Source organism: Crossiella sp. S99.2, from assembly GCF_023094165.1.
Taxonomy (GTDB): Bacteria; Actinomycetota; Actinomycetes; order Mycobacteriales; family Pseudonocardiaceae; genus Crossiella.
This window is the reverse complement of the sequence record NZ_JALMDK010000021.1, coordinates 75768-90781: the sequence shown is the minus strand read 5'-3', so window position 1 is coordinate 90781 and position 15014 is coordinate 75768. Positions and strand designations below refer to the sequence as shown.

Genomic DNA, 15014 nt, shown 5'->3' with positions numbered 1-15014 from the left:
CGGTGACCGATGGAGACACGATGAGCAAGGCCAAGAGGACCGTGACCGAGCCGCACGAGGCGGACAGCCACGACCTGATCCGGGTGCACGGCGCGCGGGAGAACAACCTCAAGGACGTCAGCGTCGAGATTCCCAAGCGCAGGCTGACGGTGTTCACCGGTGTCTCCGGCTCTGGCAAGTCCTCGCTGGTGTTCAGCACCATCGCGGCGGAGTCGCAGCGGATGATCAACGAGACCTACAGCGCCTTCGTGCAGGGCTTCATGCCCACGCAGGCCAGGCCCGAGGTCGACGTGCTGGACGGGCTGACCACCGCGATCATCGTGGACCAGCAGCGGATGGGCTCGGATCCGCGGTCCACCGTCGGCACCGCCACCGACGCCAACGCCATGCTGCGCATCCTGTTCAGCAGGCTCGGCACACCGCACATCGGCTCACCGCAGGCCTTCTCCTTCAACGTGGCCTCGATCAGCGGCGCGGGCGCGGTCACCATCGAACGCGGCGGCCAGACCCTGAAGGAACGGCGCAGCTTCAGCGTCACCGGTGGCATGTGCCCGCGCTGCGAGGGCCGGGGCAAGGTCAACGACATCGACCTGACCCAGCTCTACGACGACTCCAAGTCGCTGTCCGAGGGCGCCTTCACCATCCCGGGCTGGAAGTCCGACAGCCACTGGACGGTGCGGGTCTACGCCGCGTCCGGCTTCGTCGACCCGGACAAGCCGATCCGCAAGTACACCAAGCGGGAGATGAACGACTTCCTGTACAAGGAAGCGACCAAGATCAAGATTGACGGGGGCAACTTCACCTACGAGGGCCTGATCCCCAAGATCCAGAAGTCCTTCCTGGCCAAGGACAAGGAGGCGATGCAGCCGCACATCCGGGCGTTCGTGGAGCGGGCGGTCACCTTCACGATCTGCCCGGACTGCGAGGGCACCCGGCTCAGCGAGGGCGCCAGGTCCTCGAAGATCAAGAAGATCAACATCGCCCAGGCGTGCGCGCTGCAGATCAGCGATCTGGCCGACTGGGTGCGCGGGCTGACCGAGCCCTCGGTGGCCCCGCTGCTCGGCGCGCTGCGGCACACCCTGGACTCCTTCGTGGAGATCGGGCTGGGCTACCTCTCGCTGGACCGGCCCTCGGGCACGCTCTCCGGCGGCGAGGCGCAGCGGGTCAAGATGATCCGGCACCTCGGCTCCTCGCTCACCGATGTCACCTACGTCTTCGACGAGCCCACCATCGGCCTGCACCCGCACGACATCGCCCGGATGAACTCCCTGCTGCTGCGGCTGCGGAACAAGGGCAACACGGTGCTGGTGGTCGAGCACAAGCCGGAGACCATCGCGATCGCCGACCACGTGGTCGACCTGGGGCCTGGCGCGGGCACCGCGGGCGGCACGGTGTGCTTCGAAGGCACCGTGGACGGACTGCGGGCCAGTGGCACGGTCACCGGCAGGCATTTCGACGACCGGGCCGCGCTGAAGCAGTCGGTGCGCACGCCCACCGGCAAGCTGGAGATCCGCGGCGCGACAAAGCACAACCTGCGCAAGGTCGACGTGGACATCCCGCTCGGCGTGCTGGTGGTGATCACCGGCGTGGCCGGTTCCGGCAAGAGTTCGCTGATCCACGGCTCGATGCCGACCGAGGAGGGCGTGGTCTCGGTCGACCAGACCGCCATCCGCGGTTCCCGGCGCAGCAACCCGGCCACCTACACCGGCCTGCTGGAGCCGATCCGCAAGGCATTCGCCAAGGCCAACGGCGTGAAACCGGCCCTGTTCAGCGCCAACTCCGAGGGCGCCTGCCCCAACTGCAACGGCGCCGGCGTGGTCTACACCGACCTGGGGATCATGGCCAGCATGGCCACCACCTGCGAGGAGTGCGAGGGCAAGCGGTTCCAGGCCGCGGTGCTGGACTACCGCCTGGGCGGCAAGAACATCAGCGAGGTGCTGGCCATGCCGGTCACCCAGGCCAAGGAGTTCTTCAGCACCGGCGAGGCGGCCACCCCGGCCGCGCACGCCATCCTGGACCGGCTCGCCGACGTCGGCCTCGGCTACCTCAGCCTGGGCCAGCCGCTGACCTCGCTCTCCGGCGGCGAGCGGCAACGGCTCAAGCTGGCCACCCACATGGGCGACAAGGGCGGCGTGTACGTGCTGGACGAGCCCACCACCGGCCTGCACCTGGCCGACGTCGAACACCTGCTCAGCCTGCTGGACCGGCTGGTCGAGGCGGGCAAGTCGGTGATCGTGGTGGAACACCACCAGGCCGTGATGGCGCACGCGGACTGGATCATCGACCTGGGCCCCGGCGCGGGCCACGACGGCGGCCAGATCGTCTTCGAGGGCACCCCCGCCGACCTGGTGGCCGCCCGCTCCACCGTCACCGGCGAACACCTGGCGGCCTACGTCGGCGGCTAGCCGGCGGCCCGGGAGGTGCCGAACAGCTCGTCCAGCGTGACCGGTTGCAACCCGCGCTGGGTGATCAGCGCCTGGATCCGGTCGAACTCGTGGATCGCGGTCGGGAAGTTGGCGTGCGCCAGGATGATCGATCCCGGCCGCAGCCACTTCTCGACCTCCGCGTAGAGCACCTCCGGCGCCAGCTTCCCGGAGTCCCCGAACGACCCGTTCCACAGCACCATCCGGGTGTACCCGTGCTTGGCCGCGACCCGGTCCACCCGCGCGTCCCGGTTCCCGAAGGGCGGCCGCAGCCAGGGCCGCGCGGTGACCCCGAAGGTCTTCTGGATCCACGCCTCGTTGCGCTCGATCTCCTTGCCGATCTCCTCATCGGAGAGTTTCAGCAGGTTGGGATGGCTGTAGGTGTGGTTGCACAGCTGGATGACCCCGGCCGCCTCCAGCTTGCGGATCCGCTCGGCGAAGGGCTCCCAGTTGGCGTGGTATTGCCCGTTGGGACAGAAGGTCAGGTGCAGCCCCTTCTCCGCCAGCGCCACGTACCCGCCAACGCACTCCTTGCAGGTCCCGTCGTCGATGGTGAGCGCGAACCGGTTCCCGGCCTCGGCGGGCCCCTTGCGCACGACCTGGGGATCGCCGGGCTTGGGCGGCGGGATCGGCGGCAGCGGCCGACCGGCCGGATCAGGGGCGTCGGAGGTCGCCGACGGGGCCGGTTGTGCCACCCGATCCGGAGAACCACAGGCGACCAGCGCGGCGGCGGCGATACCCAGAGCGACCAAAGTCATCCATCGTGCGTCCCTCACATGGGTTCAGACGCATGCCAGGGTGATCGGTTGTTAGCCGGAACGTGTTCCCCGCCACGCCCGCCCGACCTGATCGGTCATCGAGGCCGAACCCGGGCACCCCCGCCGAGCTGCCCCGCCCGCTCGCCTCCCGGCCCCCGAACCCACCCCGCCCATGCAACCCCGCCCGCCCCTCGGGCGTCCCCTCTTCAGACGCCAACCACGCCTGCCCCTACGCTTGGCCTCGCTCCGGCCGCCGCATCTCAGGCGAGTAACGTTGGAGCGCAGCCAGCCACCCCGCACACCCCCGTCGCACGGCTGGGAAGATCATCTCCCCGAAGGTCCTCCCAACCCGCGCCCCCGATCCGCGAGGTTTGTCTCCGAAGTGGGCCCGATGCCTGCCATCGCAGCCGGACTCCCCATCCGGGAGTACCTGCTCGTCTGCCTGGTCACCGCCGCGGTGACCTTCCTGCTCACCGGGCTCATCCGGCTGCTGGCCCGCAAGGTCGGCGCGGTGGCCTACCCGAGGCAACGCGACGTGCACGCCAAACCCATGCCCCGGATGGGCGGGGTGGCGATGTACGGCGGGGTGCTCGCCGGAATGGTGCTCGCCTTCCACCTGCCCGCGCTGCGCCGGGCCTTCGACTACTCCTCCGACATCGTCGCGGTGGTGGTCGCCGGTGGGGTGATCGTCCTGGTCGGCGCGCTGGACGACCGGTTCGAGCTGGACTCGCTGACCAAACTGGCCGGCCAGATCACCGCCTCCGGGCTGCTGGTGCTCTTCGGGGTCTCCTGGTTCTACTTCTGGGTGCCGTGGGAGGCCAACGGCGGCGGGGTGCTCTCGCTCGGGCCGGACCAGGGCGCGCTGCTGACCGTGTTCCTGTCCGTGACCATGATCAACGCGATGAACTTCGTGGACGGGCTGGACGGGCTGGCCGCCGGGATCGGCCTGATCGCGGCCGCGGCCACCTGCGCCTTCTCCATCGGACTGCTGGTCGAGCGCAACGGCGACGTGCAGGTCTACTCGCCGGCGCTGATCGGCGCGGTGCTGGCCGGGGCCTGCATGGGCTTCCTGCCGCACAACTTCAACCCGTCCCGGATCTTCATGGGCGACTCCGGATCCATGCTGATCGGCCTGATGCTGGCCGCGGCCAGCACCACCGCCTCCGGCAAGATGGACTACAGCGCCTACAAGGCATCCGACCTGATCGCGATGCTGTCCCCGCTGGTCGTGGTGGCCGCGGTGCTCTTCGTGCCGCTGCTGGACCTGGTGATGGCCGTGATCCGCCGGACCAGGGCCGGCCGCAGCCCGTTCTCCGCGGACAAGATGCACCTGCACCACCGGCTGCTGGAGATCGGCCACTCGCACCGGCGCGCGGTGCTGTTGATCTACTTGTGGGCCGCCCTGCTGGCCTTCGGCGCGGTCTCGCTGAGCCTGTTCGAGATCACCACGGTGCTCTGGGGGGTGGGCATCGGACTGCTGCTCGCGCTGCTCGCCTCGGCCGTCCCCCGACTGCGGGACATCCGTCGCGTGCGGTGATCGACTGCCGCTCCGATTCATTCGGAAGAGTGCTCAGTCTGGCCGCGGAAATCACTGTCTGACACCCCGGTTTCCGTTTTTCCGCGTCCGGAGACGGGGTGTGAGCCGCCAATTGCGCGGATCCGGCCGACCGCGGGGCCGTCGCGTCCCCCGGCGGACGTCCGCCGGGCCGACCTGGGCGCGACCCGTGGTCTGACCGGCTTGTCTGGCGCGGGCCGCCGGACAACCCGGCGGCGAATTCACCGATAAATTCCATTGGGTGATTTTTCCGGGGCCCTCGGGGAAATGCGCGACGGCCTTTTGTGTCAAGGCTCGGCGGGGTCAAATGTCCGGTACGCCGGAAATCGCGGGGAAATTCGTCCGGAAGTCGTTCGCGGACCGCCCGCGGGGGCTCACCAAGATCGTCTAGATACGCCTGTTCCGGCCCCGGGTCAACCCCCCTGTTAGGGCGGCTTAACGTAGCTGACACACTGGTGCCCGTGAGCGAAGAGGTCCAGGTCAACTGGGTGGAACCGAAGACAAGGCCGACGATCCTCGTCGTCGGGGGCCTTGCCGTGGCGGTCGCCGTGGTGGGCTGGTTCGTGGCCGGTCCGCTGGGTGCGCTGTCCCCGCTGATCGGCGCGCTGATCACGGTGCTGTTCTTCTTCTCCGGCGCCTGGGTGGTCTCCCGGGTCGCCCGGCACATGCCCGAGATGGTCCTCGCGGTCGGTCTCGGCTCCTACATCTTCCGGCTGCTCGCGGTGCTCGGGGCGCTGTTCCTGCTGCGTGCGGTCGGTCTGCCGCCCATGTGGATCGGCGTCGGCGTGGTCGCGGCCGTGATCGGCTGGTGCGTCTCGATGACGATCACCGTGGTGCGCATGCGACCGGGGCTCGGCGGCGTGCGACCTGGCTCCGGTAAGTAATGAACAACACCGAAAACCCCCGTCCGGGCGGCCCGCAATCGCCTGATATGGTGCCTTCGACCGATGAGGATAGATCCCCAGCCGGTCACGCGGGAGTCGGCCAAGCATGGTCCGTGATCTCCGTCCTGTTTGCCGGTCTCATCTTCTGGGGCGGCGTCGGATGGGCATTCGACCAACTGTTCGGCACCAGGTTCCTGACCCCGGTAGGCGTCCTCTTGGGCTTCGCCGGATCGATCTACCTGATCATGATGAAGTACGGCCGCCAGGGCGACCTCCCAGGTTCCCCCAAGGCTGACGTGCCGCCTAGTAGGACTGACGACACGGAGGACAAAGGGTGAGCCAGATGCTGCTGGCCGCGACCGGCGAGGGCGACAAGTACAAGCCGCCGACCGTCGAACACGCCTTCTTCTTCGACAAGATTGGCGACGGGTCCTGGATCGCGTCGGTCAAGGCGATGACGCTGCTGGGTCTGGGCGTGGTGTTGATCATCGCGTTCATGATCTGGTCCTCGCGCAACGTCAAGATCGTGCCGAGCAAGCTCCAGTTCCTCGGCGAGAGCCTCTACGGCTTTGTGCGCAACTCCATCGCCGTGGAGATGATGGGCAAGCGGGACGGGCTGCGCTGGGCGCCGTTCCTGGCCTCGCTGTTCATCTTCATCCTGGTGCTCAACCTCTTCGGCATCGTGCCGCTGGCCCAGTTCCCGGTGACCAGCCACTTCGCCATCCCCGTCGTGCTGGCCGGGATCGTCTACGTCATCTACAACGTGGTCGGCATCCGCAAGCACGGCTTCGTCGGCTACTTCAAGCTGATGACCATCCCGCAGGGCGTGCCGGTCGCGGTGCTGCCGCTGGTCATGACCATCGAGTTCGCCTCGAACTTCCTGATCCGCCCGTTCACCCTGGCGGTCCGGTTGTTCGCGAACACCTTCGCCGGTCACCTGATCCTGACGATCTTCGGCACCGCCACCCTGTACATGATCGACCAGGCCAGCCTGGTCAGCGTGGTGGCGCCGCTGTCCGCAGGCATGTTGATCATCATGACCTTCTTCGAGCTGATGGTGGCGGGTCTCCAGGCATACGTCTTCACGGTCCTGGCCGCCTTCTACATCCAGAGTGCTCTCGCCGACGAGCACTGAGTCGCCCAGCAAGATCTTCCGCACTCGGTGCGGCAAGTAAAGAACCGAAAGGACACCGATCCAGATGATCGACGTCGTTGCCAACCTCGCCGCGATCGAGGGCAACCTCAACACCATCGGTTACGGCCTTGGCGCGATCGGCCCCGGCATCGGCGTGGGCCTCGTGTTCGCCGCCTACCTGCAGGCCAACGCTCGCCAGCCCGAGGTCGCCGGCCTCAACCGGACCTGGCTGATCCTGGGTATGGCCCTCGTTGAGGCGCTGGCCCTGCTCGGCTTCGTGCTCGCCTTCGTGCAGAACACGGTCTGACCAACGCCCAGCTGATCCGTAGGAGTCGTGATGACTGAGGTTTCGGCAGCCACTGTGCTGGCCGCCGGGGGCGAGCTGAGCCCACTGGGCCTGCCCCTCGGCGAGATCATCCTCGGCCTGATCGCCTTCGGCATCGTCCTCTGGGTGCTGAACAAGTACGCCTTCCCGCAGTTCGAGAAGGCGTACTCGGCTCGCACCGAGGCGATCGAGGGCGGCATCGCCAAGGCCGAGAAGGCCCAGGCGCAGGCGCAGGAAGCGCTTGACCAGTACCGCGCGCAGCTCGCTGACGCGCGGGCCGAGGCGGCTCGCATCCGGGACGACGCGCGGGCCGAGGGCCAGCAGATCGTCATCGAGCTGCGGGAGCAGGCACAGGCCGAGTCCGAGCGCATCGTGGCTCAGGGCCAGGCCGCGCTGGCCGCGCAGCGGGCGCAGATCGTCGCGGAACTCCGCGGTGACCTGGGCCGGATCGCGGTCGACCTGGCCGGTCGGGTGGTGGGCGAGTCCCTTGAGGACGAGGCCCGCCGGCGCGGCACTGTCGACCGCTTCCTGGACGAGCTGGACGCCACGTCGGCTCCGGCCGGGAAGTGAGCGGGACGATGACTGCGATGCAGCACGCCGCGAGCCGAGAGGCCTTCGCCGCCGCGGAAACGCGGTTGTCCCAGGTCACCTCCGACGCCAGCGGCGACACGCTGGGCACGCTCGCCGACGAGCTGTTCGCCGTCGTCAGCCTGCTCGGCAAGGAGCCCGCGCTGCGGCGGACGGTGGCCGATCCGGCCACCGACCCGGCCGCCAGGGAGCAGCTGGTCCGCCAGTTGCTCGGCGGCAAGGTGGCCGCGGAGACGATGAACGTGCTCTCCGCGGTGGTCACCGCGCGCTGGTCCAGCCCGCGTGAGCTGGTGGACGGCATCGAGACGCTCGGCCGCACCGCGCTGCTCACGCAGGCCGAGCGGGCCGAGCGGCTGGACGCGGTCGAGGACGAGCTGTTCCGGCTCGGCCGCATCGTGGCCGCGGACGGTCAGCTCGACCGGCTGCTCTCCGATGCGACCGGCAACGTCGAGGGCAAGCGCGCGCTGCTGCGCGGGCTGCTCGGCAGCAAGGTCGAGAAGGTCACCCTCGCACTGGTCGAGCAGCTCGCCACGAGCCTGCGCGGCCGTGGCGTGGTGACCGGCCTTGAGGAGCTGGCCGACGCGGCAGCCAAGCGCCGGGAGCGCTCGGTCGCCCACGTCCGCACCGCGTTCGAGCTGACCGAGGCGCAGCAGGACCGGCTCACCGCCACCCTGACGCGCATCTACTCGCGGCCGATCGCGTTGCACGTCGAGCTGGATCCGTCGGTGTCCGGTGGTCTGGTGATCAAGATCGGTGACGAGGTCATCGACGGAAGCGCGGCAGGCCGCCTGGAGGCGCTGCGCCGAACCCTGGCCGGCTGACGCCAGGGCAGGGGGATCCGGGACCCGGATCCCCCACGACGAAGCACCCCCCTTCTTTGAAGATCGAAGCGAGAGCAGGAACGACAATGGCGGAGCTGACGATCTCGTCGGACGAGATCCGCAGTGCGATCGAGAACTACGTCTCCAGCTACTCCCCGGAGGTCAGCCGGGAAGAGGTCGGGGTCGTCGCCACCACCGGTGACGGCATCGCCACTGTCGAGGGCCTGCCCTCGGCGATGACCAACGAGCTGCTGGAGTTCTCCGGCGGCGTGCTTGGTGTCGCGCTGAACATGGACGTCCGCGAAATCGGTGCGGCCATCCTCGGCAACTACGAGGGTCTGGAAGAGGGCCAGGAGGTCAAGCGGACCGGCCAGGTGCTCTCCGTGCCGGTCGGCGACGGCTTCCTCGGCCGCGTGGTCAACCCGCTGGGCGACCCCATCGACGGCCTCGGCGAGATCGTCTCGGAGACCCGGCGCGCGCTGGAACTCCAGGCGGCCACCGTGGTGCAGCGGCAGAGCGTGAAGGAACCGCTCCAGACCGGCATCAAGGCGATCGACTCGCAGACCCCGATCGGCCGCGGCCAGCGCCAGCTGATCATCGGTGACCGCAAGACCGGCAAGACCGCGGTCTGCGTGGACACCATCCTGAACCAGAAGGCCAACTGGGAGACCGGCGACCCGAAGCAGCAGGTCCGCTGCATCTACGTCGCGATCGGCCAGAAGGGCTCCACCATCGCCGCGGTGAAGAAGGCGCTGGAGGACCGCGGTGCGATGGAGTACACCACCATCGTCGCGGCCCCCGCCTCCGACGCGGCAGGCTTCAAGTGGCTGGCGCCCTACACCGGCTCGGCCATCGGCCAGCACTGGATGTACCAGGGCAAGCACGTCCTGATCGTCTTCGACGACCTGACCAAGCAGGCCGAGGCCTACCGCGCCATCTCGCTGCTGCTGCGCCGCCCGCCGGGCCGCGAGGCGTACCCGGGTGACGTCTTCTACCTGCACTCCCGGCTGCTGGAGCGCTGCGCGAAGCTCTCCGACGAGCTGGGCGCGGGTTCGATGACCGGTCTGCCGATCATCGAGACCAAGGCCAACGACGTGTCGGCCTACATCCCGACCAACGTCATCTCCATCACCGACGGCCAGTGCTTCCTGGAGTCGGACCTGTTCAACCAGGGTGTCCGCCCCGCGGTCAACACCGGTATCTCGGTCTCCCGGGTCGGTGGCTCCGCGCAGGTGAAGGCGATGCGCAAGGTCGCGGGTTCGCTGCGGCTGGAGCTGTCCCAGTACCGCGAGCTGGAGGCCTTCGCGGCCTTCGCCTCCGACCTGGACGCGGTCTCCAAGGCCCAGCTGGCGCGTGGCTCGCGGCTGGTGGAGCTGCTCAAGCAGTCCCAGTACAGCCCGTTCCCGGTCGAGGAGCAGGTCGTCTCGATCTTCGCCGGTAGCCGTGGCCACCTCGACTCGGTGCCGGTGGGCGATGTCCGCCGCTTCGAGTCCGAGCTGCTGGACTCGATCCGCCGCAACCACAAGGGCATCCTGGACGAGATCCGCGACACCAAGGACTTCTCCAAGGAGAACGAGGAGCGCCTGGTCGACGCGATCACCAAGTTCAAGCAGGAGTTCACCGCCTCCGACGGCTCCCGGGTCGTCAACGAGGCGGCGGCTGGTGCGATCGACGCCGACAAGCTGGGCGCCGAGTCGGTCAAGGTGAACCGTCCCGACCCCGCGAAGAAGTGACGTGACCCATGGCTGCTGAACTTCGTGTCCTCAAGCAGAGGATCAGGGCGACCCAGTCGACCAAGAAGATCACGCGCGCGATGGAGCTGATCGCCACCTCCCGCATCGGCAAGGCGAAGGCGAAGGTGGCGGAGTCCCGCCCCTACGCCGAGGAGATCACCACCGTCCTCACCGCCCTCGCCGACGCGACCACCCTGGATCACCCGTTGCTGGTGGAGCGGCCGCAGCCCAAGCGGGCCGCGGTGCTCGTGGTCACCAGTGACAAGGGCATGTGCGGCGGCTTCAACTCCTCGGTCATCAAGGCCGCGGAGGAGCTCCAGACCCTGCTCAAGCAGCAGGGCAAGGAGCCGGTGCTGTACGTGATCGGTCGCAAGGGTCAGGCGTTCTACCGGTTCCGCCAGCGCGCGGTCGCCAACTCGTGGGTCGGATTCACCGAATCCCCCGTCTACCGCAACGCGGTCGAGATCGGCGACGAGCTGGTGCCCGCCTTCCTGGCAGGCGCCGACGACACCGTGGACGGCCCCGGCCCCGACGGTGTGCGTGGCTTCGACGAACTGCACGTGGTCTACACCGAGTTCCGCTCGATGCTCTCCCAGACGCCGATCGCCAAGCGGGTCGCCCCGCTGGAGGTCGAGTTCGCGGAGAAGTCCGAGACGCCGAGCGCGGTCTACGACTTCGAGCCGGACGCCGAGACCCTGCTCGACGCACTGCTCCCCAAGTACATCAAGACCCGGTTGTTCGCGGCTCTGCTGGAGTCCGCGGCCTCGGAGTCGGCGGCCCGCCAGCGGGCCATGAAGGCGGCCACGGACAACGCCACCGAGCTGATCCGTGTCCTCACCCGTGAGGCCAACCAGGCCCGCCAGGCCCAGATCACCCAGGAGATCAGCGAGATCGTCGGCGGTGTCGACGCTCTGGCTGGCGCCGCAGGAAGTGATGAGTGAGATGACGACTGCTACCGCTGCCGGCACCGGCCGGATCGTCCGGGTCAACGGCCCGGTCGTGGACGTTGAGTTCCCGCGGGACTCGGTGCCCGAGCTGTTCAACGCGCTCAAGGTGGAGATCACCTACGAGGCGATGGCCAAGACGCTGACCCTGGAGGTCGCCAAGCACCTGGGCGACAACATGGTCCGCACGATCTCCATGCAGCCGCCGGACGGTCTGGTCCGCGGCGCGGCGGTGACCGACACCGGCAAGCCGATCTCGGTCCCCGTGGGTGACGCGGTCAAGGGCCACGTGTTCAACGCGCTCGGCGAGTGCATGGACACCCCCGGCTACGCCAAGGACGCCGAGCACTGGGGCATCCACCGCAAGCCCCCGGCCTTCGACCAGCTCGAGCCGCGCACCGAGGTGCTGGAGACCGGCCTCAAGGTCGTCGACCTGCTGACCCCGTACGTCAAGGGCGGCAAGATCGGTCTGTTCGGCGGCGCGGGCGTGGGCAAGACGGTGCTCATCCAGGAGATGATCACCCGTATCGCCCGGAACTTCGGTGGCACCTCGGTGTTCGCCGGTGTCGGCGAGCGCACCCGTGAGGGCAACGACCTCATCGCCGAGCTGACCGAGTCCAACGTGCTCAAGGACACCGCGCTCGTCTTCGGCCAGATGGACGAGCCGCCGGGCACCCGGCTTCGGGTCGCGCTGTCCGCGCTGACCATGGCGGAGTACTTCCGCGATGTGCAGAACCAGGACGTGCTGCTGTTCATCGACAACATCTTCCGGTTCACCCAGGCGGGTTCCGAGGTCTCCACGCTGCTGGGCCGCATGCCCTCGGCCGTGGGTTACCAGCCCACCCTGGCGGATGAGATGGGCGAGCTGCAGGAGCGCATCACCTCCACCCGGGGCCGCTCGATCACCTCGATGCAGGCGATCTACGTGCCCGCCGACGACTACACCGACCCGGCGCCGGCCACCACCTTCGCCCACCTGGACGCCACCACCGAGCTTTCTCGCGCGGTGTTCTCCAAGGGCATCTTCCCGGCGGTGGACCCGCTGGCCTCCAGCTCGACGATCCTGCACCCCGCGATCGTCGGCGACGAGCACTACCGCGTCGCCCAGGAGGTCATCCGGATCCTGCAGAAGTACAAGGACCTGCAGGACATCATCGCCATCCTCGGCATGGACGAACTGTCCGAAGAGGACAAGGTGCTGGTGAACCGGGCCCGCCGGATCGAGCGGTTCCTGTCCCAGAACATGTACGCGGCCGAGCAGTTCACCGGCCAGGCCGGTTCGACCGTGCCGGTCAAGGAGACCGTCGAGGCCTTCGACAAGCTGGCCAAGGGCGACTTCGACCACATGCCGGAGCAGGCCTTCTACATGTGCGGTGGCCTTGAGGACCTCGAGGCGAACTACCAGAAGCTCAAGGGCTGACCGGTAGCACCCTGAACACCACGAAGACCGGGCTTCCCCCCTAGGAGGCCCGGTCTTCGTGTGTCCCCGACTAGCCGAGCTTGAACTCGGCGGTCTTGCCGTTGGTGACGGCCTGCACCTCGGTGGCGGTGGCGGGCAGGATCGCGGCGTCCTGGCCGGCGTCCTGCCAGGCCGCAGACGGCCCGGTGCGCCAGCTCAGCCGCACGTCCTGCCCCGCGACCACCCAGCCGTCCTCCCCTGGCAGCCGGACCCGCACCGGCAGCGCCGAGGGCTCGCCGGGGCCGCCGTAGATCACCTGTTCGGTCTTGTTCCGTGCGCCCATCAGCACGCCGTAGAGCCGGGTCGGGCCGCCCTCGTCGACCTCGCTGAGGTAGAGCGAGCGGCCGCTGGGCAGTCCAGCCAGCAGTTCCCAGGCATTCCGCTTCTTCGGCAGGAACTTGTCCAGGTAGTCCGTGTGCATCAGCGAGACCACACCCGCCGCGCTGATCTCATCCGGCGGCCGGAGGATCGGCGCCGCGATGAGCCTGCGCGGCCGGGCCCCGTCCGGACGGATGCCGGTGCCGGTCCCTGGATCCGCGTCGTCCGCCCGGCCGGCGGGTCCGATCAGGCCGGCCAGCTCGCGGGGATGCGCCGAGGCGAGCCGGGGACGCAGCGAGACGAGCTGGTCCGCCTGTCCCACGGTGGTGACCACCGCGCCGGCCGGGTGCGTCTCCGGCGGGACCTGGGCCAGCGCGACCCCGTCGACGAGGTCCAGCCGCTGGAAGTCCCGGCTCACCTTGCCGTCCCCGGCCACCCGGAGTCCTGGCGACCAGCGCACCTCGTGCTGCTGGGCCAGCGCGAGCAGGGTCCGGTCCCCCTGACCGAACAGGAACGCGCCGGCCGGCGCGCCCTCCTTGGCGGGCAGGTCCACCGCGAGCAGCCGCAGCGCCGGGTCGCCCGGCACCCGGCCGACCAGCGCGGGCATGGTGATCTCCCCGCTGCTCCGGACGACCCGTTGCAGCAGCACCACGGCCGGTCCGGCGGGTGTCTCGCCCGCCCAGTAGACGTGCGGCTGGCCGTGCAGGATCAGCGCCGGTCCTGGCTGCGGCAGGCTCTTGGCCCAGTCCCTGGCGAAGACGGCCAGCGCCTCCGTGCGCAGCGGGTCGTCCCCGGCCCGAGGGCCCAGCGCGTTCTGGCCGAAGCGGGCGTCGGCGGTGAACTGCTCCGGGCGGAACTGGTTCAGGAAGCTCCACGCCAGAGTGCCGAAGCCCAGGGCGGCGACCGTGCTCAGCGCGGTGGCCAGCACCACCAGTCTGCGGCGCTTGCGCCGACGGCCGCCGAGGACCACCCGCTCGGTGAACCCGGGCAGAGTGTCCACAGTGGACGCCACTTGGGTAAGTGCTTCCTTCAGCTCGTCGGTGCGCATCGGCTACCCCGGTCTTGTTCGGCGGTGGTGTCGGCCCCCACGGGGGCGAGCAGGTCTCGGAGTCGGGCGAGACCGCGGGAGGTCTGGCTCTTGATGGTGCCGACGCCGCAGCCGAGCGCGTGCGCGGCCTGGGCCTCGGTCAGATCGTCGAAGTACCGCAGCACCACCGCGGCCCGCATCTTCTGCGGCAGCTCGGCCAGTGCCCGCAACAGCGCGTCGCGGTCGGCGACCTGTTCCTCGTGGCCGGGCTCGCTCGGTGGGATCACCTCCTCCAGCGGCGCTTCCCGCACCCGGCGGGAACGGTGCCGCCAGCGGTTGGCCGCCGCGTTGGCCAGTGCGGCGCGCACGTAGGCTTCCGGCGCGGAGTTGATCTTGAGCCACTTCCCGTAGGTGCGTTCGAGCACCTCCTGCAACAGGTCCTCGGCCGCTCCCCGGTCACCGGCGCACAACAGGTACGCCGTCCTCAGCAAGGCGGTCGAACGGGTTTCGACGAACGCGTCGAAGCCCTCCTCGGCCTGCCTCATGAGCCCCCCTCCCCAGTTCTTTCGTCTCCTCAGTACTTCTGACACCGGCCCGCCCCACCAAGTTGCCAAGGCACCGACTAAACTGAACTCCAACGAGCACGCGAAGGAGATGCCCGTGGCTGAGATGTCCGTCCAGTTGGTCGCTGTCGAGCGCCGCCTGTGGTCCGGGACCGCGAAAATGGTGGTCGCGCAGACGACCGAGGGCGAGATCGGCATCCTGCCCAGCCACGAGCCGGTGCTGGGTCAGTTGGTCGAGGGTGGTGTGGTGCGAGTCACCACCACCGATGGTGAGACCGTCACCGCCGCCGTGCACGGCGGTTTCCTTTCCGTCACCGGTGACACGGTGAGCATTCTGGCCGAGAGCGCCGAGCTGGGTCACGAGATTGACGTGGATCAGGCCCGCGAGGACCTCAGCCACTCCGACGAGCAGGCGAGGGCACGGGCCGCGACCCGCCTCAAGGCCGCCGGCCAGCCGGTCTGACGCGCGAACGGACGGGTG

At 68.9% G+C, this 15014-nt stretch carries 15 protein-coding genes; 12 read left to right on the top strand and 3 right to left on the bottom strand.

What is annotated here, in order from left to right; translation table 11 throughout:
• Positions 1 to 20 precede the first annotated feature (20 nt).
• Complete coding sequence (locus MZC64_RS44505; protein WP_247765552.1) at positions 21 to 2405, top strand: excinuclease ABC subunit UvrA; 2385 nt, start codon at positions 21 to 23, stop codon at positions 2403 to 2405.
• Here MZC64_RS44505 and MZC64_RS44500 read toward each other — a convergent pair.
• Positions 2402 to 3181, bottom strand: a complete 780-nt coding sequence (locus MZC64_RS44500) for a polysaccharide deacetylase family protein (protein ID WP_247765555.1) — start codon at positions 3179 to 3181, stop codon at positions 2402 to 2404. The genes MZC64_RS44505 and MZC64_RS44500 overlap by 4 nt on opposite strands.
• A 391-nt stretch (positions 3182 to 3572) precedes the next feature.
• Between MZC64_RS44500 and MZC64_RS44495 the strand changes: the two genes are divergently transcribed.
• The 10 genes from MZC64_RS44495 to atpD all read left to right on the top strand — a co-directional run bounded on the left by MZC64_RS44495 (position 3573) and on the right by atpD (position 12586).
• The gene (locus tag MZC64_RS44495; RefSeq protein ID WP_247765556.1) at positions 3573 to 4718 is read left to right on the top strand and encodes a glycosyltransferase family 4 protein; all 1146 of its coding nucleotides are present in this window, start codon (positions 3573 to 3575) and stop codon (positions 4716 to 4718) included.
• 479 nt (positions 4719 to 5197) lie between these two features.
• Positions 5198 to 5620, top strand: a complete 423-nt coding sequence (locus MZC64_RS44490; protein ID WP_247765557.1) for a hypothetical protein — start codon at positions 5198 to 5200, stop codon at positions 5618 to 5620.
• Between the two features lie 113 nt (positions 5621 to 5733).
• A complete protein-coding gene (locus MZC64_RS44485) occupies positions 5734 to 5958 on the top strand; it encodes a hypothetical protein (protein ID WP_247765558.1) in 225 nt (74 codons plus the stop codon).
• Between the two features lie 5 nt (positions 5959 to 5963).
• A complete protein-coding gene (gene atpB / locus MZC64_RS44480) occupies positions 5964 to 6755 on the top strand; it encodes a F0F1 ATP synthase subunit A (protein ID WP_247765667.1) in 792 nt (263 codons plus the stop codon).
• A gap of 64 nt (positions 6756 to 6819) precedes the next feature.
• Positions 6820 to 7062 carry an ATP synthase F0 subunit C gene (gene atpE, locus MZC64_RS44475; protein WP_247765559.1) on the top strand — a complete coding sequence of 81 codons (243 nt, stop codon included), beginning with the start codon at positions 6820 to 6822 and terminating at the stop codon, positions 7060 to 7062.
• A 30-nt stretch (positions 7063 to 7092) separates the two neighbouring features.
• Positions 7093 to 7650: a F0F1 ATP synthase subunit B gene (locus tag MZC64_RS44470; protein ID WP_247765560.1), complete on the top strand. Its 558-nt coding sequence runs from the start codon at positions 7093 to 7095 to the stop codon at positions 7648 to 7650.
• A gap of 8 nt (positions 7651 to 7658) precedes the next feature.
• The gene (locus MZC64_RS44465) at positions 7659 to 8489 is read left to right on the top strand and encodes a F0F1 ATP synthase subunit delta (RefSeq protein WP_247765563.1); all 831 of its coding nucleotides are present in this window, start codon (positions 7659 to 7661) and stop codon (positions 8487 to 8489) included.
• Positions 8490 to 8575: 86 nt separating this feature from the next.
• On the top strand, positions 8576 to 10222 hold the full coding sequence (gene atpA, locus MZC64_RS44460; RefSeq protein ID WP_247765564.1) for a F0F1 ATP synthase subunit alpha: 1647 nt from the start codon (positions 8576 to 8578) through the stop codon (positions 10220 to 10222).
• A gap of 8 nt (positions 10223 to 10230) precedes the next feature.
• Positions 10231 to 11163 carry a F0F1 ATP synthase subunit gamma gene (locus MZC64_RS44455; RefSeq protein ID WP_247765565.1) on the top strand — a complete coding sequence of 311 codons (933 nt, stop codon included), beginning with the start codon at positions 10231 to 10233 and terminating at the stop codon, positions 11161 to 11163.
• A complete protein-coding gene (gene atpD, locus MZC64_RS44450; protein ID WP_374205884.1) occupies positions 11156 to 12586 on the top strand; it encodes a F0F1 ATP synthase subunit beta in 1431 nt (476 codons plus the stop codon). Before MZC64_RS44455 ends, atpD begins: the two co-directional genes overlap by 8 nt.
• 70 nt (positions 12587 to 12656) lie before the next feature.
• Here atpD and MZC64_RS44445 read toward each other — a convergent pair whose 3' ends face one another.
• Both MZC64_RS44445 and MZC64_RS44440 read right to left on the bottom strand, forming a co-directional pair.
• Positions 12657 to 13991, bottom strand: coding sequence for a hypothetical protein (locus MZC64_RS44445; RefSeq protein ID WP_247765568.1), 1335 nt, complete (start codon positions 13989 to 13991; stop codon positions 12657 to 12659).
• Positions 13973 to 14515: a SigE family RNA polymerase sigma factor gene (locus MZC64_RS44440; protein WP_247765569.1), complete on the bottom strand. Its 543-nt coding sequence runs from the start codon at positions 14513 to 14515 to the stop codon at positions 13973 to 13975. The genes MZC64_RS44445 and MZC64_RS44440 overlap by 19 nt, the downstream gene beginning before the upstream one ends.
• Positions 14516 to 14630: 115 nt before the next feature.
• On the opposite strand from MZC64_RS44440, the gene MZC64_RS44435 reads away from it, so the two are divergent.
• Positions 14631 to 14996, top strand: a complete 366-nt coding sequence (locus MZC64_RS44435) for a F0F1 ATP synthase subunit epsilon (RefSeq protein WP_247765571.1) — start codon at positions 14631 to 14633, stop codon at positions 14994 to 14996.
• Positions 14997 to 15014 lie beyond the last annotated feature (18 nt).